The following is a 21,963-nucleotide window of genomic DNA, read 5'->3' on the forward strand; positions in this document are numbered from 1 at the left end:
CGGGAGCGGGGAAGGGATGCAATTGTAACGAAGGCTCAGTGCGGGCGGCGGTCCAGCCAGGCGTCGATCTCGGTGACGCTGCGGGTCATTTCCTCGCGCCGGGCGGTCTGGGCCTCGCGGGCCTGCCGCGCTTCTTCGGGCGATCGGACATAGGCGGTCGGCGGGGGCATGGGCGGCGTCGGTTGGCGTGCGGCCTGAAGCTGCAGGATGGTCAGTTGCGTCTGCAACCGCTGCTGCTGGGCTAACGCCTCGCGCTCGGCGGCCTGGTTGCGCAGGCGGTCCATCTCGATCCGGTGCTGGTCGGCGATGGCCGAGCCAGGGTCGTAGCCGGGCGGCGGCGGACCGGGCCAGCCGGGCCAGGTCTGGGCGTTCGCGGCCAGAGGCGCGGCGGCCAGAAGCAGGGTCGTGAGGATCAGGCGGCGCATGGGCGAAACATGGGCGCCCGGTCGGCGTCCGCCAAGCGTGGCCCTAGATGGCGAAGCTGACCCCGCAGCCGCAACTGGACGAGGCGTTGGGGTTGCGCACCACGAACTGCGCCCCCGCCAGTTCGTCGACGAAGGCGATCTCGGAGCCCTTGAGGAAGGGGATGGAGACCGGGTCGATCACCGCCGCCTGACCGTCGCGGCGCACGACCAGATCATCGGCCTGGGGCGCGTCGACCAGTTCCAGCCGGTACTGGAAGCCCGAGCAGCCGCCGCCGTCGACCGCGACGCGCAGCATGACCGGCTTGCCCTCGACCTCGGCCAGCCTGGCCAGACGTTTCGCCGCGCTCTCGGCCAGGACGATGCCTTCCGGGGCGCGGGGGGAAACCGAAAGCGACAGGTCGCGGACTGATTCTGTGGATTGGACGGTGCTCACGGCTCTCTATATGAGGAGCTGACAGGCGTTCGCAAAGGCCTGTGTCGCAATAGAAGTGCTGTCCGCCTTGAGCCAGACCCGCGCGTCCTTCGCCGAAGACCCCGCCGCCAGCCGCGGCCGCCACGTCTTTGAGCCCGCCAGCCGCACCCGCACCCCCTTCGCCCGCGACCGTGACCGCATCATTCACGCCACAGCCTTTCGCCGCCTGAAGGAGAAGACCCAGGTCTTCGTGGCGCACGAGGGCGACCACTATCGCACCCGCCTGACCCACAGTCTGGAGGTGGCCCAGATCGCCCGGTCGCTGGCCCACGCCCTGCGGCTGGACGACGACCTGGCCGAGACCATCGCCCTGGCCCACGACCTGGGCCATCCGCCCTTCGCCCACGCGGGCGAGGACGAACTTCAGGCCCAGATGGCCGACTACGGCGGCTTTGACCACAACGTCCAGAGCTTCCGCGTCATCACCGAGCTGGAAGTCCGCTATCCAAAATTCCCCGGCCTGAACCTGAGTTGGGAGACGGTCGAGGGCGTCATCAAGCACAACGGCCCGGTGATGCATCACCTGGACGACCCGGCGTGGAAGACGGTGGCGGCCTATGCGCCGGGGGGGGCGGCCAACTGGGATCTGCGCCTCGACACCTTCGCCTCGCTGGAGGCCCAGTGCGCGGCCATCGCCGACGACATCGCCTACAACAACCACGACGTGGACGACGGGGTGCAGGCGGGGCTTTTCACCCTGGCCGATCTGGCCGAGGTGCCGCTGATCGGGCCCTGTCTGGCCGAGGTGCGCCGCGACTGGCCCGCCCTGGACGACCGCATGGTGCGTCTGGAGGCCGTGCGCCGCATGATCGGCATCATGGTCGACGACGTTCTGGCCGAGACCGAGCGGCGCCTCGCCGAGCATCGCATCGTCACCGTCGAGGACGTACGCCTGGCCCCGCAGATGATGGTGCAGTTCTCAGCCGGCATGATGGCCGACCTGGGCGTGCTGCGCCGTTTCCTGTTCGAGCGGATGTATCGCCACTATCGGGTCAACCGCACCCGCAGCCAGGCGCGCCGCGTCCTGTCGCAGCTGTTCCACCTGTTCATGGAGGAGCCCGAGGTCATGCCGCCCGAATGGTCGGCCCCGGCGATGTCGGAGGACCCGGTCAAGCGGGCACGGGCGGTGTGTGACTACATCGCCGGCATGACCGACCGCTACGCCATCGAGGTGCACGGCAAGCTGTTCAGCCTCGACCTGGCGCTTGATCTGTGATTCGAAAGCGGCCACGGGCGGGCTAGAATGATGCATCCCGGCGCCGATTCGCGCGGGGCCGATCCAGAAAGCGCGACCCATGTCCTACGACGACGATCACCGAGGCAACCCCAACGCCGGCCGCGAGCGGGGGGCCTATACGCCGCCCACCGACGACGACCTGCCGTTCGAGCGTCGCAGCTATGATCCCCGTCGCGCCCCGGCCTCCAAGTCGCCGCCGATCACCCTGATCATCAGCGCCATCGTCCTGCTGCTGCTGATCGTGGCCGTGGTGGTCTTCTATCGCTCGGGCGTGCGCTCATCGACCGACGCCCCGCCCGCCGTCGGCACGCCGGTCGAGAGCATGAAGGTCGAGGCGCCGCTGGACGCCCAGCCGATCGACCCGGAAGCCGGCGTGCGCGTCTATCGCGACGGCGGCGAAGCCGTCGGCGCCGCGCCGACCTTCACCCCCGAGCCGGAAGCGGTCGAGCCGCGCCCGGCGCCCCAGCCTCTGCCCGCCGCGCCCACGGCTCTGCCGCCCGCCGCCCCGGCAGTGGTCAAGCCGGCCGCCCCGGTCGCCGCCAAGCCCGTTCCCGCGACCCCGGCCCCCGCCGTCAAGGCTCCGGCGACGCCTGCGCCGGCCGCTCCGGCCGCCGCCGGTGGATCGTCGGGCGTGCAGATCGGCGCCTTCTCTTCGACCGCCATCGCCGACCGTGAGTACGCCGCCGTCGCCGCCCGCTTCGGCTCGTTCGCCTCGGGCGCTGAAAAGCGCGTGCAGGAAGTCACCGCCGCCAACGGCTCGACCGTCTATCGCACCACTTTCACCGGCATGAGCCGCGATCGCGCTGTGGCCTTCTGCAACGCGCTGAAGGCCGCTGGCCGCGACTGCATCGTCCGCTAAGGCCTGATTGATGACCTCCGCCGCCATCTACGGGTGTTCCGGCCACAGGCTGACGGCGGAGGAGCGCGCCTTCTTCGCCGAGGTCCGCCCCTGGGGCTTCATCCTGTTCCGCCGCAACGTGGACAGCCCGGCCCAGGTCAAGGCGCTGGTTGACGATCTGCGCGACAGCGTGGGCCGCGCCGACGCCCCCGTCCTGATCGATCAGGAAGGCGGCCGGGTGCAGCGTCTCGGCCCGCCGCACTGGCCCAAATATCCGCCCGGCTCGGCCTATCTGAAGGCCGTCAATGATCCGATGGCGGCGCGCGAACTGGTGCGTCTGGGCGCGCGGCTGATCGCCCACGACCTGCGCGAACTGGGCATCAACGTGGACTGCGTGCCGGTGCTGGACGTGCCGGTGCCGGGCGCCCACGACATCATCGGCGACCGCGCCTATGCCCATGACCCCGCCACCGTGACCCAGCTGGGTCGGGCGGCGGCGGAAGGTCTGCTGGCGGGCGGCGTCCTGCCCATCATCAAGCACATCCCCGGCCACGGCCGCGCCTTCGCCGACAGCCACCACGACCTGCCGGTGGTCGAGACGGATCTGGAAACGCTGGACGCCTGGGACTTCGCCCCGTTCAAGGCCCTGTCGGACATGCCGATGGCGATGACGGCCCACGTCGTCTTCACCGCCGTCGACGCCAAACGTCCGGCCACGACCTCGAAAAAGGGCATCCGCCTGATGCGCGAGCATCTGGGCTTCTCTGGCCTCATCATGTCCGACGATCTGTCGATGCAGGCCCTGTCGGGGACCCTGACCGAACGCGCCGAACAGTCGCTGAAGGCGGGCTGCGACGTCATCCTGCATTGCAACGGCGACCTCGCTGAAATGCGTCAGGTGGCCGAAGGGACCGGCAAGCTGAAGGGCGAGGCCAGGCGCCGCGCCGAGGCCTCGCTCAAGCGTATCGTCCACACGCCCGAACCTCTGGACGTCCCTGAGGCACGCGCCCGGCTGGAGGCGGCCCTGAGCGGGCGCTTCGACGCCGCCAAAGGCCCCGATGTCGGCGAGGCGCAAGCCTGACATGATGGATCAGGCGTTCCAGCCCAATCTGGACTTCGCCGCCGTCGATGATGCTGAAGCCGCCGAGGCCTTCGTCGTCGATCTGGAAGGCTATGAAGGACCGCTGCATGTCCTGCTGGCGCTGGCGCGCACGCAGAAGGTGGACCTGCTGAAGCTGTCCATCACCAAGCTGGCGGAACAGTATCTGGCCTTCGTTCACGAGGCGCGGCGGCGCAACTTCGCCATGGCGGCGGACTACCTCGTGATGGCGTCCTGGCTGGCCTATCTGAAGTCGCGTCTGCTGTTGCCCCGTAATGAGAAGGGCAAGGCCGAGGAGCCGCCGGCCGAGGAAATGGCCGCAGCCCTGGCGTTTCGCCTGCAAAAGCTGGAGGCCATGCGCCGCTCGGTTGAGGCCATCACCAGCCGCCCCCAGCTGAAGCGCGACGTCTTCACTCGCGGCGATCCCGAAGCCACCGTCATCATCCCGTCCGATCGCGTGGACGCCAGCCTCTATGAGCTGATGGCCGCCTATGTGGCCCAGCGTCGCCGCGAGGAGCGCCGCAACTATGCGCCCGGTCAGCGGGTCGAAGCCTTCCAGTTGGAGGCCGCGCGCGACTGGCTGCGTTCCATGATGCCGCGCCTGGCCGACTGGACGCCGCTCGATCAGGTGGCGCCCGCCCGCGAGGACGAAGACGGGGAGGGGCCCAGCCAGGCCAGCTATACCGCCTCCACCCTGTCGGCCAGTCTTGAGCTGGTGAAGGAGGGGGCCATGGACGTGCGCCAGGCCGAGGCCTTCGCCGACCTCTTCCTCAAACGCCGGGGCTTCGGCCAACCGCTGGAACTGACGCCGTGAGCCCCCACCATTCGCTCATCCCGGCGAAGGCCGGGACCCAGATGCAAGAACTCTCGTGCTCGTTTTTCGCAGACCCGTCCTGCAAGCCTTCACGCCCCATAATCTGGATCCCGGCCTTCGCCGGGATGAGCGGGATTGGGTGTGCTGATGTCTGACCTCAGCTTCAAACCCGACGACGCCGAGATCGAACGCCGGGTCGAGGCCCTGTTGTTCGCCGCGGCCGCCCCCCTGTCGGCGGCCGAGATCGCGCGCCGTTTGCCTGAAGGCGCCGACGCGGGCCGGGCCATCGCCGCCCTGCGCCAACGTTATCAGGGGCGCGGAGTCGAGCTGGAATGCGTGGCTGACCGCTGGCGCTTCCGCACCGCCGCCGACCTGGCCTTCCTGATGACCGAGGAGCGCGAGGAGCCGCGCCGCCTGTCCAAGGCCGCGCTCGAGACCCTGGCCATCATCGCCTATCACCAGCCCTGCACCCGCGCCGAGATCGAGAGCGTGCGCGGCGTCTCCCTGTCCAAGGGGACGCTGGACCTGTTGCTGGAGATGGACTTCGTGCGGCTGCGCGGGCGTCGGCGCACGCCGGGTCGGCCTGTCACCTACGCCACGACCGATCGCTTCCTGGAGCATTTCAGCCTGGCCAGTCTCTACGACCTGCCGGGCGTGCAGGAGATGAAGGCGGCGGGCCTGTTGGATCTGTCGATCCCCGTGGGCTTCGAAGTCCCGGATCCGACCCGCAGCGGCGACAGCGAGGGCGAGGATCTGCTGACGGCGCTGGACGAGGCGTCGCCCGAGTTCGCCCAGGATTTCGTCAGCGAGGACTGAGAGTCGCGCTACAGGCAGCGACGCATCGCCACGGCCGAGACGGAACCAGCAATAAATGTTGAATTTTCAGGTTCTTGGCAGTCGGTTTCCGCGTCTTGACCTTCCGCCCCTCGGTCTATAGGTTCCGCGCCGAATTCAGACCTTCTCGGCGTTCTCGCCGGGCGCTGGGCGAAGCAACCATGTCTCCTACGAAGGAATCGCGCGAAGAGGTGATCGCACGCCTCGCCAAGAGCGCATCCGAACTTGAGGCGCGGACGGCCAACGCCCGGTCGGCGGAAATCTCGGCGCATGCCGTGACGAGCCAGGCCTACAAGATCATCGCCGAATTGCTCGGCGGCGTGATCGTAGGGATTGCTATTGGATTCGGCGTCGACCGTGTGTTCGGCACGGCGCCTTGGGGTTTGATCGGCGGGGTCCTGTTGGGCTTCGCCTTGTCGTTGTGGATGGCGCGCCGGACGGCCAATCGGCTGATGGCGCAGGCTAAGGCGGCGGGGATACAGGCTGAGGCCATCCCCTTCGAGGAAGCCGGCGAGAAAGACTAAGGAGCGAAAGGCCCCATGGCCGATCCGATTCACCAGTTCCAGATCCAGAAGGTCGTGGACCTTCCTGACGTCACGCTGCCCGGCGTGGGCGTGGTTGATCTCGCCATCACCAATTCGCACATCGCCATGACCCTGGGTTTCATCCTGGTGGTCGGCTTCCTTGCCATGGTCACCTCTGGCGCCAAGGTCGTGCCGGGGCGCCTGCAGGCGGCGGGCGAGAGCCTGTTCGGCATGATCGACAACCTGACAGACTCGATCATCGGTCACGAGGGGCGCAAGTATTTCCCCTTCATCTTCACCCTGTTCACCCTGATCCTGATCATGAACATCCTCGGCATGTTCATGACCTTCACCGCCACCTCGCAATTGGCTGTGACGGTGACCTTCGCGGTCCTGACCTTCGGCCTGGTGGTCGTGGTCGGTTTCGCCAAGAACGGTCTGGGCTTCTTCAAGCTGTTCTGGCCCATGGGCGCGCCGCTGGCGCTGCGCCCTGTGGTCGGCCTGATCGAGTTCGTCTCCTTCCTGCTGCGTCCGGTCACCCTGGCCCTTCGTCTGTTCGGCAACATGCTGGGCGGTCACGTGGCGCTGAAGATCTTCGCCGGTTTCGTCGTCTCCCTGGGCGCTCTGGCCATGGGCGGCGGGCTGAACCTGCTGGCCTTCCCGGTCGCCGCTCTGTCGCTGGGCATGGTCGTCGCGCTGACGGCTCTGGAATTCCTCGTGGCCTTCCTTCAGGCTTTCGTTTTCGCCGTTCTGGCCTGCATCTATCTCAATGATGTGGTCAACCTGGACCACGCCCACTAAGGGCTGGACCAGTCTCTAAACCCCAACCTCCAAACTCCAACTCTAGGATACACATCATGGACGCTGAAGCCGCCAAGTACATCGGCGCCGGTCTGGCTACCCTCGGCATGATCGGCTCGGCCGTCGGCGTGGGCAACATCTTCGGCCAATTCCTGTCGGGCGCCCTGCGCAACCCGTCGGCCGCCGCCGGCCAAGTCGGCAACCTGTTCGTCGGCGCCGCCCTGGCGGAAGCCCTGGGCATCCTGGCCTTCGTGCTGGGCGTCCTGATGATCTTCGGCTGATCGGTTCACCCGAACGCCTTTTCGAGTCGGCGCCGCTGGGCCTGGGGTCCGCGGCGCCGCCTTCATTCTGATTTTCGACAGCACGGTTATGGCCACGACACCTACCCCTATTGCTGCGATCCCGCCTTCGGTTGAGGCGGATCTGCACACCGAGACGGCGGTTCCGGAAGCCCATCACGAATCGGGCGGCCTGCCGCAGTTCGACTTCGCCCACTGGGGCGGGCAGATCGTCTACCTGCTGTTCCTGTTCGTCATTCTCTACATCCTGATCGCCAAGGTCTTCGCGCCGCGTCTGCGTCGCGTGCTTGACGAACGGGCCGAGACCATTTCATCGGCGGTCGCCACCGCGCGTTCGGTTCAGGCCGAAGCCGCCGGTCAGGCCGAAGCCGCCAAGGCCGAGGTCGAAAAGGCCCGGGCCGAGGCTCGCGCCACCGCCGTCGCCGCCAAGGCCCGCGTCGCCGAGGAAGCTCAGGCGCGTCAGGCCCAGGAAGAAGCCGTCGTTTCGGCGCGCATCGCCGAAGCCGAGGCCGCCATCGCCAAGACCCGCGACGCCGCCATGGTTCATGTCTCGACCGTCGCCGCCGACACGGCTCACGCCATGATCGAGCGTCTGACGGGCAAGGCCCCGACCGCCGCTGAAGTCGCCGCCGCCGTCAAGGGAGCCGCCTGATATGAACATGTTCATGGAGCCGGGCTTCTGGAGCCTCGGCAGCGCTGAACTGTGGGTCCTGGTCGGCCTGCTGATTTTTGTGGCCATCGTCATCGCCGCCGGCGTGCCGAAAATGGTCGCCAAGGCCCTGGACGACAAGGGAGCCAAGATTCAGTCGGAACTGGACGAAGCCGCTCGCCTGCGCTCCGAAGCCGAAGCCATGCTGGCCCAGATCCGTCAGGAGAAGGCCGAAGCCGAAGCCCAGGCCGCTGACATGCTGGCCGCCGCCGAAGCCGACGCTCGTCGCATCGAGGCCGAGGCCAAGGCCAAGCTGGAAGAGGCCCTGACCCGTCGTCAGGCCCTGGCCGAGCGTCGTATCGCCCAGGCCGAGGCCCAGGCCACGACCGAGGTCAAGGCTGTGGCCGCCGACCTGGCCGCCAAGGCTGCTCAGGATATCCTGACCGCCCGTCTGGCCGCCGCCAAGTCGGACCCGCTGATCGACGCCGCCATCGCCCAGATCGGCGACAAGCTGAACTGACCGCGGTTACAGTGACAAGCACATCAGGCCCCGCCGGCGACGGCGGGGCCTTTTGCATTCCAGACGTACGCCCTCCTTAGTGGGCGGGGGCACCGTGGATGAAGCCGGCGGCGCGTTTCTCGCGGGCCAGCAAGCGGGCGAAGACATTGCCCATCACCCCGCCGAAGATCATGTGGGTGATCAGCATCCAGCCGAAGGTGCCGAAGCCGGCGCTGCCCGAGAAGGTGCGCGGATCGCCCATCATGCTGATGATCAGCATCATCGCCACCCAGGCCGCCACCGCGAACAGGATGCCCTTGGTTTCAGGGGTCTTGGTCGGCAGCCGGGCATAGAGAAGCGCGAACAGCGGCCCCATGACCAGGGAACCGATGACGAAGTGGATGGCCCACCCCGCCATCAGGTTGTCGCCCAACTGGAACATGCGGGCGACGATTTCGGGGAAGGGATCGAAGATCTTGGCGAACAGCAGGTTCGCCGCTTCAAGAATGGAGACCGCGACGGTGGCTGCAAAGCCGGCGGCGATTCCCTGTTTTACGCGTGACATCATGAGAAAAGCGCCTCCCAACGCCATCTGCTTTTTGACTACGCGAGGATGAGCATACGCCGTTCGGCGCAAACGCGATCGCACCGCCGTTCACGTTACCGTGTGCGGCGAAGCGTCGCTGTTCAGCGGAAGGCGCGGCGCAGGACGCGGCGAGCGCGTTTGCGAACCCGGATCAGCTGCCGCGAGGGGCGTTTGCGAAGCACCACCTTCTCGGCGCGCAGGGCCTGCTGCCAGAAGACCGGCGCGATCTCCGGCTTCTTCCGCATCAGGCGGCGGAAGGGATAGACCCACTTGGGCCGGGCGTGCTGGGCGCGGATGAACTGGCGCTTGGCCCACCAGGAATTGCGCAGCAGCAGAACCAGTCCCAGAGCGATGACCGGTACGCCGCCGGGGCCGGGCAGGGGGGCGATCAGGATGCCCAGGCCGATGACCAGGAAGCCCAGCGTCATCATGCTCAGACGCTTCGCACGACGCAGCAGCCCGGGCCTCGAACGAGGCCGGCTGTCGGCGCGGAAGGGGATCAGGGCGAGGGTCACGGGCGTCACGGTCGGGGGAGGAGCGGCGACAGCCTTGGGAGAGGCTGTCAGCCTATCCTAGACACGGGTGACAAGGCCGAACCGTGGCGTGCCCATGAAGCTTTCGTAAGAGGCCTCTGAAATGCAAAACGCCGTGTCTCGAAAGACACGGCGTTTCACTTCAAGTCGGGTTCGCAGCCCTACTCGGCGGCGATGTTGGAGCCTTCCGGGGCCGACCAGCGCAGGCGCGGCGAGCGCGCGGCGCGAGTCTCGTCCAGACGCCGCAGGGGCGCATGGAAGGGGGCGCCCTTGAAGCGTTCAACCTCGCCGGCTTTCGCCGCTTCGGCCAGAAGGCGCATGGCGTGGATGAAGCGGTCCAGTTCGGCCTTGGATTCCGTCTCGGTCGGCTCGATCAGCATGGCCCCGTGGACGACCAGCGGGAAATACATGGTCATCGGGTGGAAGCCCTCGTCGATCATCGCCTTGGCGAAGTCGAGCGTGGTGATGTCCGTGCCCTTCAGCCATTCATCGTCGAACAGGGCTTCGTGCATGCACGGCCCCTCGGGGAAGGCCGGGCTCATCAGGTCCTCGAGGCGGGCCTTGATGTAGTTGGCGTTCAGGACGGCGTCCTCGGCCACCTGACGCAGACCGTCCGAGCCGTGCGACATCATGTAGGACAGGGCGCGCACATACATGCCCATCTGCCCCTGGAAGGCGCACAGGCGTCCGAAGGCCTGGGCAGCCTCGTCTTCCTCACGCTCGACCAGCTTGTAGCCGTCGCCGGTGTTCACGACCCACGGAGCGGGGGCGAACGGGGCCAGGGCTTCGGACAGCACGACCGGACCGGCGCCGGGACCGCCGCCGCCGTGGGGCGTCGAGAAGGTCTTGTGCAGGTTGATGTGCATGGCGTCGACGCCCAGGTCGCCGGGGCGCACCCGGCCGACGATGGCGTTGAAGTTGGCGCCGTCGCAATAGAAGTAGGCGCCTGCCTCGTGGGTCAGACGGCTGATCTCCAGGATGTCGCGCTCGAACAGGCCGCAGGTGTTCGGGTTGGTGACCATGATGGCCGCCACGTCCGGACCCAGCTTGGACGCCAGGTCGGCCACATCCACGCGACCGTCGTCGGTCTGGGCGACCTCGACGACCGAGTAGCCGACGAAGGCGGCGGTGGCCGGGTTGGTGCCGTGGGCCGAGGTCGGGACAAGGACCTTGCGGCGCTGCTCATGCTCGCCCTTGGCCTCGTGGGCGGCGCGGATGGCCATCAGGCCGCACAGCTCGCCGTGGGCGCCGGCCTTGGGCGACAGGGCCACCGCAGGCATGCCCGTCAGCGTCGTCAGCCAATGGGCCAGATTGTCCATCAGCTCCAGCGCGCCCTGCACCGTCGATTGCGGTTGCAGCGGGTGGATGTCCGAGAAGCCCGGCAGACGCGCCATCTTCTCGTTCAGGCGCGGATTGTGCTTCATCGTGCACGAGCCCAGCGGATAGATGGCCAGGTCGATGGCGTGGTTCTTCTGGCTCAGGCGCACATAGTGGCGCATGGCCTCGGGCTCCGACAGGCCGGGCAGGCCGATCGGGTCCTTGCGGACAAGGTCGCCCAGGTCCGAACCGTCGGTGGCCGGCTTGGGCAGGTCGACGCCGGTCTTGTTCCAGCCGTCGCCTTCGAAGATCAGGGCTTCGTCCTGCAGCAGGCCGCGCGCGCCCGTCAGGGTCGGGTGCTTGTAGTCGTTGTCCGGCAGGGCGTTCGGGGTGGTCGGACGGCCGACAGTGTTCATCGTGCTCATGGTTCCAAACTCCCTTTAGGCGGCCAGGACCTTGGCGAGCGCACCCGCCAGGATCTTGATGTCGGCGTCCAGCGTGGTCTCGGTCGCGGCGACCAGCAGGACATCGTCCAGACCCGCTTCCGGGGCCAGACGGCTGTAGGGCACGCCCGCCAGGATGCCGTTGTCGGCCAGGGTCTGAACCACCTCGGCGGCGTTCTTGGGCAGTTTGACCGCGAACTCGTTGAAGAAGCGCGGGGTCAGGACCTCGACGCCGGGAATGGCGGCCAGGGCGTCGCGGGTGGCGACGGCCTTCTCGTGGTTGAGCAGGGCCATCTGGCGCAGGCCCGTCTCGCCCAGCAGGCTCATGTGGATGGTGAAGGCCAGGCAGCAGAGGCCCGAGTTGGTGCAGATGTTCGACGTGGCCTTGTCGCGGCGGATGTGCTGCTCGCGCGTGGACAGGGTCAGGACGAAGCCACGACGGCCGTCGGCATCCACCGTCTCACCGCAGTAGCGGCCGGGCGTCTGGCGCAGCAGCTTCTCGCGGGTGGCGAACAGGCCGATGTAGGGGCCGCCGAAGTTCAGGGCGTTGCCGATCGACTGGCCTTCGGCCGCGACGATGTCGGCACCCATTTCGCCGGGCGACTTCAGCAGGCCCATCGACACGGCTTCCGTGACGACGACGATCAGCAGGGCGCCGGCGGCGTGGGCGGCCTCGGCGATCTTCGTGACGTCGGTGGCGGTGCCGAAGACGTTGGGGGTCTGGACGACGACGCAGGCCGTGTCCTTGTCGATGGCCGCGATGACGGCGTCTTCAGCGTCAACGGCGGCGGTCAGGGCTTCAGTCTCGACGCCGACGGCGTGGACCACGGTCTCGGTGGCCTTGACGTAGTGCGGGTGCACGCCGCCCGAGATGACGGCCTTGTTGCGGCGGGTCACGCGGGTGGCCATCAGCACGCCCTCGGCCATGGCGGTCGAACCGTCATAGAGGGAGGCGTTGGCGACTTCCATGCCGGACAGGTTCGCGACCTGGGTCTGGAACTCGTACAGGTACTGCAGGGTGCCCTGCGCGATTTCCGGCTGATAGGGGGTGTAGCTGGTCAGGAATTCCGACCGCTGGATCACGTGATCGACCGTGGCCGGGACGTGGTGCTTGTAGGCGCCGGCGCCGCAGAAGAAGGGCACGGTCGAGGCCGTGGCGTTCTTGCCCGCCATGGCCGAGAGGGCGCGTTCGACCTCCAGTTCGCCCGCCACGCGGGGCAGGTCGACAAAGCCGTCACGGCGCGCGGCCTGCGGCACGTCGACAAACAGGTCGTCGATGGATTTGGCGCCGATGGCGGCCAGCATGGCCTCACGGTCGTCGGGCGTCAGGGGGAGGTAGCGCATTACTTTATTCCGCTCATCCCCGCGGAAGCGGGGACCCAGGTTTAAGCTTCAAACACCGCTGCTTGATCCCAAAGAACTGGGTCCCCGCTTCCGCGGGGATGAGCGGAGAAGGCGGGAGCCTTAAAGGGTGGCGAGGTAGGCGTCGTAGGCGGCCTGGTCCATCAGGGCGTCGACGGCCGAGGCGTCGGAGACCTTGATCTTGGCGAACCAGCCTTCGCCTTCGGGATCGGCGTTGACGGTTTCCGGGGCCGAGGCCAGGGCCTCGTTGCCCTCGATGACCTCTCCGGCCACGGGGGCGTAGACGTCCGAGGCGGCCTTGACCGATTCCACGACGGCGAAGCTGTCGCCGACCGAGACGGTCTTGCCGGCTTCCGGCGTCTCGACAAACACCACGTCGCCCAGGGCGTCAGCAGCGTGCTTGGAGATGCCGACCGTGGCGACGTCGCCCTCGAGGCGAACCCACTCGTGATCTTTGGTGAAGCGCATGTGTCTGATCTCTCAGGCTTTAGGTTTGCGATAGTAGCGGGTGGCCACGAAGGGGGTGGCGACGACTTCGGCGGCGGCGGGTTTGCCGCGCACGATGACTTTCAGGTCCGAGCCCAGCTCGGCGAAGGCCGGCGGGACGTAGCCCATGGCGATGTTGTGCCCCAGGGTCGGCGACGGGCCGCCCGAGGTGATCTTGCCGATGACATTGCCTTCCATGTCGGCGATCTCGGCGCCTTCGCGGGCCGGGGCGCCTTCCTTGACGTGCAGACCGATGCGGACGCGCGAGGGGCTATCGGCCAGTTGCTTCAGGATGGTCTCGGCGCCGTTGAAGTCGGCGGCTTCCTTGCGCGACTTCGACAGGGCGAACGTCAGCGCGGCTTCGACCGGGGTGGTCCCGGCGTCGATGTCGTGGCCGTGCAGCGGCAGACCGGCTTCGAGGCGCAGGCTGTCGCGGGCGCCCAGGCCGATCGGTTTCACGCGGGCGTCGGACAGCAGCAGGTTCCACACCCGCTCGGCGTCGGCGTTCGGCACCGAAATCTCGTAGCCGTCCTCGCCGGTGTAGCCGGAGCGCGAGATATAGCATTCGACGCCGAACAGCATCAGGCGCGCCGAATCCATGAAGCCCATGTCGGCCAGCACCGGTTCGTGCCTGGCCATGACCTCGGCGGCTTCCGGCCCCTGGATGGCCAGCAGGGCGCGGTCGTCCAGGATGGTCAGCTTGGCGTCGCCGTCCAGGTTGGCGTTCAGGAAGGCGAAGTCGGCGTCCTTGTTGCCCGCGTTGACTACGACATAGAGGCCGTCATGGTCCGGCTTTCCGGCCATCAGGTCGTCCATGATGCCGCCCTCGGCGTTCAGCAGCAGCGAGTACTTCTGCTTGCCGGCCTTCAGGATCTCGTAGTCGCCGGGGACGAAGCGCTGGAATTGCTGGATGGCGTCAGCGCCGGTGATCTTGGCCTGACCCATGTGCGAGACGTCGAACAGGCCGGCGTGTTCGCGGGTCCAGCGGTGCTCGGCCAGCACGCCTTCGTACTGGACCGGCATGTCATAGCCGCCGAACCCGACCATGCGGGCGCCGAGCGCGCGATGCGCCGCGTTGAGGGGGGTGGTCTTCAGGGCCTGGTCGCTCATCGAGCATCCTCCGGTCGCGGGTTGCGGCGATAGCTTCGCCGTCGTCGCGCCCCCGCTGTCCTGAAGCCTGAGAGATTCCGACCATCCCCGGAAACGAGGGCGGCCTTGCTCCGTCGGCGCGCCCATGAATCCCGGGAAGGGGGGCGACTTTCCAGCGTCCGTGCGCTTTCGCGGTCCTTTTGCCTGAGCGTTTCCGGGGCGGTTGCGCCTTCGGCCCCGACAGCCGTTTCACGACCGCCGATCTCTCCCGCGAGAGCGCTCGACCTAAGGCCCCGACTCCGGGGCGAAGTCAAGCGGCGCCGGGCTTGCCGTGTACGATCCGAAGGGCCATGAGGGGCGCGAACAGCTCTCGTGACAGGATTGAACGCCGCCATGACCGCCCGCACCGACCTCGCCGCCCACCTGGCCTCTCTCGATCTGCCGCAGGGCCTGAGCCAGACCCTGACGGTCGCCGCCGCCGCCTGCGTCGAAATCCGCAAGATCGTCTCGGGCGGCGCCCTGGTCGGGGCTCTGGGCGCATCGGGCGCGGTGAATGTGCAGGACGAAGAGCAGAAGAAGCTCGACGTCATCTCCAACGACGTTCTGACGGATATGCTTCTGGCCTGTCCGTCCGTGGCGGGCGTGGCGTCGGAAGAAATGGACACGGTTCAGCCCGCGCCCAACCCGGCGGGCGAGTATCTGGTTCTGTTCGACCCGCTGGACGGCTCGTCCAACATCGACATCAACGCCCCCGTCGGCACCATCGTCTCTGTGCTGAAATCACCGTCGGCCACGCCGACCGAGGCCGACTTCCTGCAGTCGGGTCGTCAGCAGGTCGCGGCCCTCTATTGCCTCTACGGCGGCCAGACCATGCTGGTGCTGACGACGGGCAAGGGCGTGGCGGGCTTCACCCTGTCGCATGACGGCCAGTGGCTGATGACGCACGAGAAGATCACCGTCCCGGCGGACACCAAGGAGTTCGCCATCAACATGTCGAACCAGCGCCACTGGGCCGAGAGCGTCCAACGCTACGTCGACGGCTGCCTGCAGGGCGCGGACGGACCCCGGGCTAAGAATTTCAACATGCGCTGGGTCGCCGCCATGGTGGCCGATGTGCACCGCATCCTGATGCGCGGCGGCGTCTTCCTCTATCCGTGGGACAAGCGCGAGCCGAACAAGCCGGGCAAACTGCGGCTCATGTACGAGGGCAACCCCATGGCCTTTCTGATCGAACAGGCGGGCGGCAAGGCGACCACGGACGGCCAGCAGGCCATTCTGGACGTAACCCCGACCGAACTGCACCAGCGCATCCCGGTGGCGCTTGGCTCGGCCAACGAGGTCGATCAGATCGCGGCGGCCTGAACCGTGAGGATCACCGCATCAGACGCGCTTCTGGTCATCGACGCCCAGAACGACTTCTGCGAGGGCGGCGCCCTGGCGGTGCAGGGCGGGGCGGGGATCATGCCCCTGATCAACCGCCTGGCCGAACGCTTCGACACGGTGATCGCCACCCAGGACTGGCACAAGCCGGACCAGATCAGCTTCGCTTCCAACCACGACGGAGCGACCCCCTTCACCGAGATCGAGGTCGCTTACGGCCCCCAGATGCTGTGGCCGGACCATTGTGTGCAGGGGACGCCGGGGGCGGACTTTCACCCCGACGTCGCCCCCGCCGTGGTCAAGGCCCTGGCTGTGGTCCGCAAGGGCTACAACCCGGCGGTCGACAGTTATTCCGGCTTCTTCGAGAACGACCATCGCACGGCGACAGGCCTGGCGGGTCTGCTGCGCGACCGGGGCGTGACGCGCGTCTTCCTGTGCGGCCTGGCCTATGACTATTGCGTCCGCTTCACCGCCGAGGACGCGGTACGCGAAGGCTTTGAGGCCATGGTGATCGAGGACGCCTGCCGGGCGATTGCCCAAGAGACGGCGGCGGCGTCCAAGGCGAGCTTCGCGGCGCTGGGGGTGGTTGAGGTCGAGGCGGTCTCGCTCTTATAGCTGTCATCCCGGCCAAGCCTCGCACCGCGAGGCGCCGAGCCGGGACCGCAGGAAGCTCGACATTCAAACCATCGCGTGTTTGGCGGTCCCGGATCAGGCCTTCGGCCTGTCCGGGATGACGGAAGATAGGGATCAGTGCCCCGCCGCGTAAGCCTCGACCTCGGCGATCCGCGCGGCCTTGTCGGCCTCGCTCAGGAAGCTGCCCTCGAAGCTGTTCTTCGCCAGTTGCGTCACCTGCTCGCGGGTCAGGCCGACGGCCTCAGCCAACTGGATGTAGTTGGCGTTCACATAGCCGCCGAAATAGGAGGGGTCGTCTGAGTTCAGGGTGACGTGCAGGCCGCGGCGCAGCATCTCGGGGACCGGGTGGTCCTTCAGGTCCTTGACCACGCACAGCTTCAGGTTCGACAGCGGGCAGACGGTCAGGGTCATCTGCTCGGCGGCCAGACGCGCGATCAGGCCCTCGTCCTCCATCGAGCGGTTGCCGTGGTCCATGCGGTCGATGTGCAGCAGGTCCAGGGCCTCGTGGACATAGGCGGGCGGGCCTTCCTCGCCGGCGTGGGCGCACAGCTTCAGGCCCAGTTCGCGGGCGGCGGCGAAGACGCGCTGGAACTTGGCCGGCGGATGGCCTACCTCGGACGAATCCAGCCCGACGCCGATGAAGTGGTGCAGGTAGGGCTTGGCGGCCTCCAGCGTGGCGAAGGCTTCGTTTTCGCTCAGATGGCGCAGGAAGCTGAGGATCAGGCCGCTGGTGACGCCCAGCTCGGCTTTGGCGCGGTCCATGCCCGCGATCAGGCCCTCGACCACCACGCCGAAGGGGACGCCCCGGTCGGTGTGGGTCTGGGGATCGAAGAAGATCTCGGCGTGGCGCACGTTGTCGGCGGCGGCGCGCTGGAAATAGGCGAAGGCCAGATCCTCGAAATCCTGACGCGTCAGCAGCACGGCGGCGCCCGCGTAATAGATGTCGAGGAAGTCCTGCAGGTTCGAGAAGTCATAGGCCGCGCGCACGGCCTCGACGCTGTCGTAGGGGATGGCGACGCCGTTGCGCTGCGCCAGTTCGAACATCAGTTCCGGCTCCAGCGAGCCCTCGATGTGCAGGTGCAGTTCGGCCTTGGGCAGGCCGGCGATGAAGGCGTCGAGGGACATGGGGAGGCTCCGTAACTTGGAGCGCAACCTAGCGGTCTGAGGCCTTGCCGTCATCAGCAGCAGCGATCCTCCCCTGCGTAGCGGGGGAGGGGGACCATGCGGAGCATGGTGGAGGGGGCGAGAGCGAACGCCACAATCGAAGGTCAGGCGCGGGTAGCGAAGAGATTCGAGCGGAGCGGTTGAGGCCGCCCCCTCCACCGCTTCGCGGTCCCCCTCCCCCGTAAACGGGGGAGGATTGAGGTTACTACATCCGCTCGGGCGTCTCGATGCCCAGCAGGCGCAGGGCCGTCTCCAGCTGGTGCAGGGTCGCGGCGGCCAGGGCCAGGCGCGAGCCCTTGGCGGCGGCGTCGGGCGCGACTAGGATCGGGCAGGCGGCGTAGAACTTGGAGAAGCTCTGCGCCAGGCGATAGGCGTGCTCGGCGATCAGGTTGGGCGAGCGCTTGTCATAGGCGTCGGCCGTGGCCGCGTCGAAGGCGTCCAGCGTCAGGGCCAGGTCGCGCTCGGCCGGTTCGGCGACGACGATGGGGGTCAGGGCCACGCCTTGTTCCGCCGCCTTGCGCAGCAGGGATTTCACCCGCACGGCCTGATACAGCAGATAGGGGCCGGTCTTGCCCTCGAAGCTCATGAAGCGGTCGAGGTCGAAGACGTAGCTGGTCGTGCGGTTGTTCGACAGGTCCGAGAACTTCAGCGCGGCCACGGCCACCTTGCGGGCGATGTCCTCGAACTCCTCGGCGGGCAGGTCGTCGCCCAGCTTGGCCTCGTGCAGGCGCTCGCGCGCCTTTTCGGTCGCCTGATCGATCAGGTCGCGCAGCTTCAAAACGCCGCCCGCGCGGGTCTTGAAGGGCTTGCCGTCGGCGCCGTTCATGGTGCCGAAGCCGAGGTGCTCCAGCGACTTCTCCGGGGCGTAGCCGGCCAGGTAGGCGGCGCGGAAGACCTGCTCGAAATGCTCGGCTTGGCGCTCGTCGACGACGTAGAGGATCAGGTCCGGGCCGATCGACTTCTTGCGGTCGAGGATCGTCGCGAGATCGGTCGTGCCGTACATGGCCGAGCCTTCCGAGCTGATGACCAGCAGCGGCGGAGGCGACGGCGCTTCTATCACCGAGCCGTCGGCCAGCTTCTTCTTGCGGGTTTCGCCGTCGCGGGCGACGTGGACCACCTGGGCGCCGTCGTCCTCGACCAGCAGGCCCTTGGCCTTCAGGTCGGCGATCATCTCGCCCATCAGGGGATCGGCGTCGCTTTCGCCGTTCCACAGGTCGAAATCGACCGACAGGTCGTCATATTCGCGCTTCAACGCCTCGCGGCTGACGGCGACGAAGTGCGACCACAGGGCGCGATAGCCGGGGCGGCCGCCCTGCAGCTCCGCCGTCGCCTTGCGGGCGCGGTCGCGGAAGGCGGGGTCTTCCTTGGCCTTGCCCGCGGCCAGCGGATAGAGGCGGTCGAGGTCGGCCAGCGTCACCGGCGTCTCGGCCGGGAAGGGGCCGTCGCCCTCGGCCATGAAGGCGTCGGCCAGACCCTCGTCGCCGCAGGCGGTGATCAGCAGGCCCATCTGGAAGCCCCAGTCGCCGAAGTGGGCGTCGCCGACGACTTCGTCGCCGCGCAGGCGGAACAGCCGCTTCAGGCTCTCGCCGATGATGGCGCTGCGCAGGTGGCCGACGTGCATGGGCTTGGCCACGTTCGGGCCGCCGTAGTCGATGACCACCTTGCGCGGTTCGACGCGTGAGGCGCCGGCCAGTTCCTCGTCCGCCGCGACCTCGGCCGCGCGCTGGGCCAGGGCCGCGTTCGACAGCTTCATGTTGATGAAGCCGGGGCCAGCGACCTCGACTGAGGACAGGCGCGGATCGGCGGCCAGACGCTCGGCCACCCTGGCGGCCAGTTCGCGCGGATTGGCCTTCAGCGCCTTGGCGGCGGCCAGGGCGCCGTTCGACTGGAAGTCGGCCAGGTCGGGGCGGTCGGACGCGGTGACGCGGGCCAGGGCCTTGTCCACGCCTTCGGCGGCGAAGGCGGACCCGACCGCTTCGCTGAGAGAGGTCTTGAGATCAGTCATGGCTTTTAGGGATTCGGTTGGGTCTGGCCGGCGGTGACGCGGAAGCGGCTGCCCGAGCGGTTGAACTCGGCCATTTCAGGCGTGACGTCGAAGCCGATCAGGACTTCGAAGTTGTTGCCGCTGGTGGTGGCGTCGGCGCGGGGGATGACGATGGACTGGGCCTGCTGGACCGAGGTGGTCGTCTGGCCTGCGAAATCGACCGGTAGGTCGAAGTATTCCTTGGCCAGGACGGCGTTGTTCCGTTCGGTCACGGCGATCCAGTAGCGATAGGTGCGGCCGTCGCCGCTGGCCTGCGGGCCCTTGCCGAGGTTGAACAGGACGTTGAAGTCCAGGCGGATGGGGTCGGATTCGCGATAGACGCAGTCAGCCGAGACGCCTTCGATCTCGCCGGTGAAGCCGACGCCCGCCGCCGAGGGGCGGCTGAAGTCGGCCATCTCGACATAGCGCGCGGCGTCGTAGAGCACCTTGACGTAGGGGCAGGGGCCGGCGTTGGCACGGCGGTTCAGCGGCGCGATGCGTACGCGACGTGCATTCTGCGAGGTTCCCTGGTCGGGCGATTGTTCGCGGCTTTGCTGGCCGCCCTGGCGGCCGCTGGACTGGGCCTCGGCGGATTGGGGAATCAGCACGGCCGCGATGGAGAGGGCGGCAAGGGCGGTCAGGACGCGACGCATCAGGAGCTTTCCGGCAGTCGAAGGGGGCGTGGAACGATCGGACGTCCGACCAGGCCACGCTCGGTGGTGATAGCGGCTAAAGCGAGGCGCGGCAAACGCGACCACGCAGCCAGTGGCGGCAAGACGCGTGAGCGACTAGGTTCCGCCCATGAACGCGCCCGTACCGCCCTGGAGTTTTGACCGCCGCCCCCTGGACGTGCGCCTCGCCACGCCGCGCGGCTTCTGCGCCGGGGTTGATCGGGCCATCCAGATCGTCGAGCGCGCCATCGAGAAGTTCGGGGCGCCCGTCTATGTGCGCCACGAGATTGTGCACAACCGCCATGTCGTCGAGCGGCTGAAGGGCATGGGGGCGGTCTTCGTCAAGGAACTGGACGAATGCCCGGACGACCGGCCCGTGGTCTTCTCGGCTCATGGCGTGCCCAAGTCGGTGCCGGCGACGGCGCGGTCGCGCGAGATGCTCTTTCTCGACGCCACATGCCCCCTGGTCTCCAAGGTCCACGTCGAGGCCGAGCGCCATCATGCGGCGGGACGGCATATCATCCTGATCGGCCACGCCGGCCACCCCGAAGTCGTCGGCACCATGGGCCAGCTGCCGCCCGGCGCCATCAGCCTGGTCGAGACGGTGGCGGACGCCGAGACCTTCCAGCGGCCAGGCGATCAGCCACTGGCCTATGCGACCCAGACGACGCTGTCGGTGGACGACACCGCCGACATCCTGGCGGCGCTGAAGCGCCGCTTCCCGGAACTACCGGACCCGCACAAGGAAGACATCTGCTACGCCACCACCAACCGTCAGGAAGCGGTCAAGCGTCTGGGCGAGGGCTGCCAGCTGGTGCTGGTGGTGGGGTCAAAGAACTCGTCCAACTCGGCGCGCCTGGTTGATGTCGCGCTGAAGGCCGGGGCGGGCGACGCCCGTCTGGTCGATGACGCCGGCGATGTGGACTGGTCGTGGTTCGAGGGCGTGACCACGGTGGGGGTCACCGCCGGCGCCTCGGCCCCCGAGCCTCTGATCGAGGCCCTGATCGACGCCATCCGGGCCCGTTTCGACGCGACCGTGACCGAGGACGACGGCGCGCGCGAGACTGTTTCGTTCAAGCTGCCGCGCGTCTTGACCGCCTGAGACCGCGCAAGAAAAAGGGCGCGCCCCGCATTCACGAAGCGCGCCCGTTCGGGTCTGGCTGGACCTGAGGTCTTAGAGGCCGGGCAGCTTGAAGCCGCGGTCCTGACGCGGAGCGATCGTGATGCCCTGCTGCGTGCCGGTGAGGGCTTGAAGGCGGGCGTGTTCGGTGCTGGCGTCGATGGTGCGCGCACCATCGGCGGTCTGGGTAACGGTCGCGGTCTGCGTGGCCGGATCGTTCTTGCGCCAGAACATGACGCGGTTGGCCCAGCTTTCTTCCTTGTGCGCCAGATCGCCGAACTCGTCGTCGACGACATAGCGAGCCAGGGGATCGGCGCGGTCGGCGCCGGCCTGGTTGACCAGGATCTGTTCGCCGCCGGTACGCGTCACAGCCTGGCGTTGGCCGAGAAGAATCTGACGGGCGGCGCTTTCCGGCGCCAGTTCCTGCGGACGCGGCTGGCCTGGCGACGGCGGGGTCAGGCCGTACTCGGGCGGCACGGAGAGCGGGGCGCTGGCGACCGTGACGAACTCGTCGGGCACGACCTTGGTCAGGCCGATGCTCTGCTTCATGCTCGAGCAGGCGGTCAGGCCGAGGGCGGTGGTGGCGAGAAGGGCCACGGTGAGGGCGCTACGGATACGCATAGGGTCAGCTCGGCTCCGGGAGGCGCGTCCAATGACGCTGGCTC

Annotated in this window: 25 protein-coding genes and 1 riboswitch; of the genes, 13 read left to right on the plus strand and 12 right to left on the minus strand. The window is 67.8% G+C overall.

From position 1 onward, the window contains the following. Positions 1-35: 35 nt before the first annotated feature. The gene (locus tag ACFYLW_RS03015; RefSeq protein ID WP_390182779.1) at positions 36-425 is read right to left on the minus strand and encodes a hypothetical protein; all 390 of its coding nucleotides are present in this window, start codon (positions 423-425) and stop codon (positions 36-38) included. 43 nt (positions 426-468) lie between these two features. Continuing rightward, a complete protein-coding gene (locus tag ACFYLW_RS03020; protein ID WP_390182873.1) occupies positions 469-822 on the minus strand; it encodes a HesB/IscA family protein in 354 nt (117 codons plus the stop codon). Positions 823-925: 103 nt separating this feature from the next. Between ACFYLW_RS03020 and ACFYLW_RS03025 the strand changes: the two genes are divergently transcribed. The 10 genes from ACFYLW_RS03025 to ACFYLW_RS03070 all read left to right on the plus strand — a co-directional run bounded on the left by ACFYLW_RS03025 (position 926) and on the right by ACFYLW_RS03070 (position 8,512). Further along, the gene (locus ACFYLW_RS03025) at positions 926-2,113 is read left to right on the plus strand and encodes a deoxyguanosinetriphosphate triphosphohydrolase (RefSeq protein WP_390182780.1); all 1,188 of its coding nucleotides are present in this window, start codon (positions 926-928) and stop codon (positions 2,111-2,113) included. Positions 2,114-2,192: 79 nt separating this feature from the next. Beyond that, positions 2,193-2,993 (plus strand): SPOR domain-containing protein, encoded by an 801-nt coding sequence (locus ACFYLW_RS03030; protein ID WP_390182781.1) that lies wholly within the window; start codon positions 2,193-2,195, stop codon positions 2,991-2,993. Positions 2,994-3,003: 10 nt separating this feature from the next. Continuing rightward, entirely contained in the window at positions 3,004-4,053 is a 1,050-nt protein-coding gene (nagZ, locus tag ACFYLW_RS03035; protein ID WP_390182782.1) for a beta-N-acetylhexosaminidase, read from the plus strand. A 4-nt stretch (positions 4,054-4,057) separates the two neighbouring features. Continuing rightward, entirely contained in the window at positions 4,058-4,885 is an 828-nt protein-coding gene (locus tag ACFYLW_RS03040) for a ScpA family protein (protein WP_292084261.1), read from the plus strand. 147 nt (positions 4,886-5,032) lie between these two features. After that, positions 5,033-5,701: an SMC-Scp complex subunit ScpB gene (scpB, locus tag ACFYLW_RS03045; RefSeq protein WP_390182783.1), complete on the plus strand. Its 669-nt coding sequence runs from the start codon at positions 5,033-5,035 to the stop codon at positions 5,699-5,701. 209 nt (positions 5,702-5,910) lie between these two features. After that, complete coding sequence (locus tag ACFYLW_RS03050; protein ID WP_390182784.1) at positions 5,911-6,243, plus strand: AtpZ/AtpI family protein; 333 nt, start codon at positions 5,911-5,913, stop codon at positions 6,241-6,243. A gap of 15 nt (positions 6,244-6,258) precedes the next feature. Further along, the gene (locus ACFYLW_RS03055) at positions 6,259-7,044 is read left to right on the plus strand and encodes a F0F1 ATP synthase subunit A (protein WP_292083989.1); all 786 of its coding nucleotides are present in this window, start codon (positions 6,259-6,261) and stop codon (positions 7,042-7,044) included. A 56-nt stretch (positions 7,045-7,100) separates the two neighbouring features. Continuing rightward, a complete protein-coding gene (locus tag ACFYLW_RS03060) occupies positions 7,101-7,325 on the plus strand; it encodes a F0F1 ATP synthase subunit C (RefSeq protein WP_207822907.1) in 225 nt (74 codons plus the stop codon). An 88-nt stretch (positions 7,326-7,413) separates the two neighbouring features. Continuing rightward, positions 7,414-7,995, plus strand: a complete 582-nt coding sequence (locus ACFYLW_RS03065; RefSeq protein WP_292083988.1) for a hypothetical protein — start codon at positions 7,414-7,416, stop codon at positions 7,993-7,995. Between the two features lies 1 nt (position 7,996). Further along, entirely contained in the window at positions 7,997-8,512 is a 516-nt protein-coding gene (locus ACFYLW_RS03070) for a F0F1 ATP synthase subunit B (RefSeq protein WP_390182785.1), read from the plus strand. 76 nt (positions 8,513-8,588) lie between these two features. Here the strand turns inward: ACFYLW_RS03070 and ACFYLW_RS03075 are convergent, their stop codons facing one another. The 6 genes from ACFYLW_RS03075 to gcvT all read right to left on the minus strand — a co-directional run bounded on the left by ACFYLW_RS03075 (position 8,589) and on the right by gcvT (position 14,328). Continuing rightward, entirely contained in the window at positions 8,589-9,059 is a 471-nt protein-coding gene (locus ACFYLW_RS03075; RefSeq protein ID WP_390182786.1) for a DUF6789 family protein, read from the minus strand. A gap of 119 nt (positions 9,060-9,178) precedes the next feature. Beyond that, positions 9,179-9,592: a PGPGW domain-containing protein gene (locus tag ACFYLW_RS03080; RefSeq protein ID WP_390182787.1), complete on the minus strand. Its 414-nt coding sequence runs from the start codon at positions 9,590-9,592 to the stop codon at positions 9,179-9,181. A 179-nt stretch (positions 9,593-9,771) separates the two neighbouring features. Continuing rightward, complete coding sequence (gene gcvPB, locus ACFYLW_RS03085; protein WP_390182788.1) at positions 9,772-11,352, minus strand: aminomethyl-transferring glycine dehydrogenase subunit GcvPB; 1,581 nt, start codon at positions 11,350-11,352, stop codon at positions 9,772-9,774. Between the two features lie 15 nt (positions 11,353-11,367). Continuing rightward, positions 11,368-12,714: an aminomethyl-transferring glycine dehydrogenase subunit GcvPA gene (gcvPA, locus tag ACFYLW_RS03090; RefSeq protein WP_390182789.1), complete on the minus strand. Its 1,347-nt coding sequence runs from the start codon at positions 12,712-12,714 to the stop codon at positions 11,368-11,370. A 120-nt stretch (positions 12,715-12,834) separates the two neighbouring features. Further along, the gene (gcvH, locus tag ACFYLW_RS03095) at positions 12,835-13,200 is read right to left on the minus strand and encodes a glycine cleavage system protein GcvH (RefSeq protein ID WP_390182790.1); all 366 of its coding nucleotides are present in this window, start codon (positions 13,198-13,200) and stop codon (positions 12,835-12,837) included. A gap of 12 nt (positions 13,201-13,212) precedes the next feature. Next, positions 13,213-14,328 (minus strand): glycine cleavage system aminomethyltransferase GcvT, encoded by a 1,116-nt coding sequence (gene gcvT, locus ACFYLW_RS03100; protein ID WP_390182791.1) that lies wholly within the window; start codon positions 14,326-14,328, stop codon positions 13,213-13,215. A gap of 161 nt (positions 14,329-14,489) precedes the next feature. Continuing rightward, positions 14,490-14,588: riboswitch (glycine riboswitch) on the minus strand. A 112-nt stretch (positions 14,589-14,700) separates the two neighbouring features. Here gcvT and ACFYLW_RS03105 point away from each other — a divergent pair. Together ACFYLW_RS03105 and pncA are read left to right on the plus strand one after the other, a co-directional pair. Beyond that, entirely contained in the window at positions 14,701-15,669 is a 969-nt protein-coding gene (locus ACFYLW_RS03105) for a class 1 fructose-bisphosphatase (protein WP_313472084.1), read from the plus strand. Positions 15,670-15,672: 3 nt separating this feature from the next. After that, positions 15,673-16,302, plus strand: a complete 630-nt coding sequence (gene pncA, locus ACFYLW_RS03110) for a bifunctional nicotinamidase/pyrazinamidase (RefSeq protein WP_313472083.1) — start codon at positions 15,673-15,675, stop codon at positions 16,300-16,302. Positions 16,303-16,434: 132 nt separating this feature from the next. Here pncA and ACFYLW_RS03115 read toward each other — a convergent pair whose 3' ends face one another. The 3 genes from ACFYLW_RS03115 to ACFYLW_RS03125 all read right to left on the minus strand — a co-directional run bounded on the left by ACFYLW_RS03115 (position 16,435) and on the right by ACFYLW_RS03125 (position 20,160). After that, positions 16,435-17,445, minus strand: a complete 1,011-nt coding sequence (locus tag ACFYLW_RS03115) for an adenosine deaminase (RefSeq protein WP_313472082.1) — start codon at positions 17,443-17,445, stop codon at positions 16,435-16,437. 244 nt (positions 17,446-17,689) lie between these two features. Then, on the minus strand, positions 17,690-19,489 hold the full coding sequence (gene argS / locus ACFYLW_RS03120; protein ID WP_390182792.1) for an arginine--tRNA ligase: 1,800 nt from the start codon (positions 19,487-19,489) through the stop codon (positions 17,690-17,692). A 5-nt stretch (positions 19,490-19,494) separates the two neighbouring features. Then, positions 19,495-20,160, minus strand: coding sequence for a Tat pathway signal sequence domain protein (locus ACFYLW_RS03125; protein ID WP_292083975.1), 666 nt, complete (start codon positions 20,158-20,160; stop codon positions 19,495-19,497). A gap of 148 nt (positions 20,161-20,308) precedes the next feature. On the opposite strand from ACFYLW_RS03125, the gene ispH reads away from it, so the two are divergent. Further along, complete coding sequence (ispH, locus tag ACFYLW_RS03130) at positions 20,309-21,280, plus strand: 4-hydroxy-3-methylbut-2-enyl diphosphate reductase (RefSeq protein ID WP_390182793.1); 972 nt, start codon at positions 20,309-20,311, stop codon at positions 21,278-21,280. 72 nt (positions 21,281-21,352) lie between these two features. Here the strand turns inward: ispH and ACFYLW_RS03135 are convergent, their stop codons facing one another. Then, positions 21,353-21,919, minus strand: a complete 567-nt coding sequence (locus tag ACFYLW_RS03135) for a DUF3035 domain-containing protein (protein WP_292083973.1) — start codon at positions 21,917-21,919, stop codon at positions 21,353-21,355. Between the last annotated feature and the right edge of the window lie 44 nt (positions 21,920-21,963).

It is taken from the genome of Brevundimonas sp. NPDC007368, assembly GCF_042869015.1.
In the GTDB taxonomy this organism is placed as follows: domain Bacteria; phylum Pseudomonadota; class Alphaproteobacteria; order Caulobacterales; family Caulobacteraceae; genus Brevundimonas.

Coding starts and splice junctions, on each gene's coding strand:
- ACFYLW_RS03055 (WP_292083989.1), top strand. CDS start 6,259: ATGGCCGATCCGATTCACCAGTTCCAGATCCAGAAGGTCGTGGACCTT.
- ACFYLW_RS03125 (WP_292083975.1), bottom strand. CDS start 20,160: ATGCGTCGCGTCCTGACCGCCCTTGCCGCCCTCTCCATCGCGGCCGTG.
- ACFYLW_RS03065 (WP_292083988.1), top strand. CDS start 7,414: ATGGCCACGACACCTACCCCTATTGCTGCGATCCCGCCTTCGGTTGAG.
- gcvPA (WP_390182789.1), bottom strand. CDS start 12,714: ATGCGCTACCTCCCCCTGACGCCCGACGACCGTGAGGCCATGCTGGCC.
- argS (WP_390182792.1), bottom strand. CDS start 19,489: ATGACTGATCTCAAGACCTCTCTCAGCGAAGCGGTCGGGTCCGCCTTC.
- ACFYLW_RS03030 (WP_390182781.1), top strand. CDS start 2,193: ATGTCCTACGACGACGATCACCGAGGCAACCCCAACGCCGGCCGCGAG.
- gcvPB (WP_390182788.1), bottom strand. CDS start 11,352: ATGAGCACGATGAACACTGTCGGCCGTCCGACCACCCCGAACGCCCTG.
- ACFYLW_RS03075 (WP_390182786.1), bottom strand. CDS start 9,059: ATGATGTCACGCGTAAAACAGGGAATCGCCGCCGGCTTTGCAGCCACC.
- nagZ (WP_390182782.1), top strand. CDS start 3,004: ATGACCTCCGCCGCCATCTACGGGTGTTCCGGCCACAGGCTGACGGCG.
- ACFYLW_RS03015 (WP_390182779.1), bottom strand. CDS start 425: ATGCGCCGCCTGATCCTCACGACCCTGCTTCTGGCCGCCGCGCCTCTG.
- ACFYLW_RS03115 (WP_313472082.1), bottom strand. CDS start 17,445: ATGTCCCTCGACGCCTTCATCGCCGGCCTGCCCAAGGCCGAACTGCAC.
- ispH (WP_390182793.1), top strand. CDS start 20,309: ATGAACGCGCCCGTACCGCCCTGGAGTTTTGACCGCCGCCCCCTGGAC.
- ACFYLW_RS03060 (WP_207822907.1), top strand. CDS start 7,101: ATGGACGCTGAAGCCGCCAAGTACATCGGCGCCGGTCTGGCTACCCTC.
- ACFYLW_RS03135 (WP_292083973.1), bottom strand. CDS start 21,919: ATGCGTATCCGTAGCGCCCTCACCGTGGCCCTTCTCGCCACCACCGCC.
- gcvH (WP_390182790.1), bottom strand. CDS start 13,200: ATGCGCTTCACCAAAGATCACGAGTGGGTTCGCCTCGAGGGCGACGTC.
- scpB (WP_390182783.1), top strand. CDS start 5,033: ATGTCTGACCTCAGCTTCAAACCCGACGACGCCGAGATCGAACGCCGG.
- gcvT (WP_390182791.1), bottom strand. CDS start 14,328: ATGAGCGACCAGGCCCTGAAGACCACCCCCCTCAACGCGGCGCATCGC.
- ACFYLW_RS03105 (WP_313472084.1), top strand. CDS start 14,701: ATGACCGCCCGCACCGACCTCGCCGCCCACCTGGCCTCTCTCGATCTG.
- ACFYLW_RS03070 (WP_390182785.1), top strand. CDS start 7,997: ATGAACATGTTCATGGAGCCGGGCTTCTGGAGCCTCGGCAGCGCTGAA.
- ACFYLW_RS03040 (WP_292084261.1), top strand. CDS start 4,058: ATGGATCAGGCGTTCCAGCCCAATCTGGACTTCGCCGCCGTCGATGAT.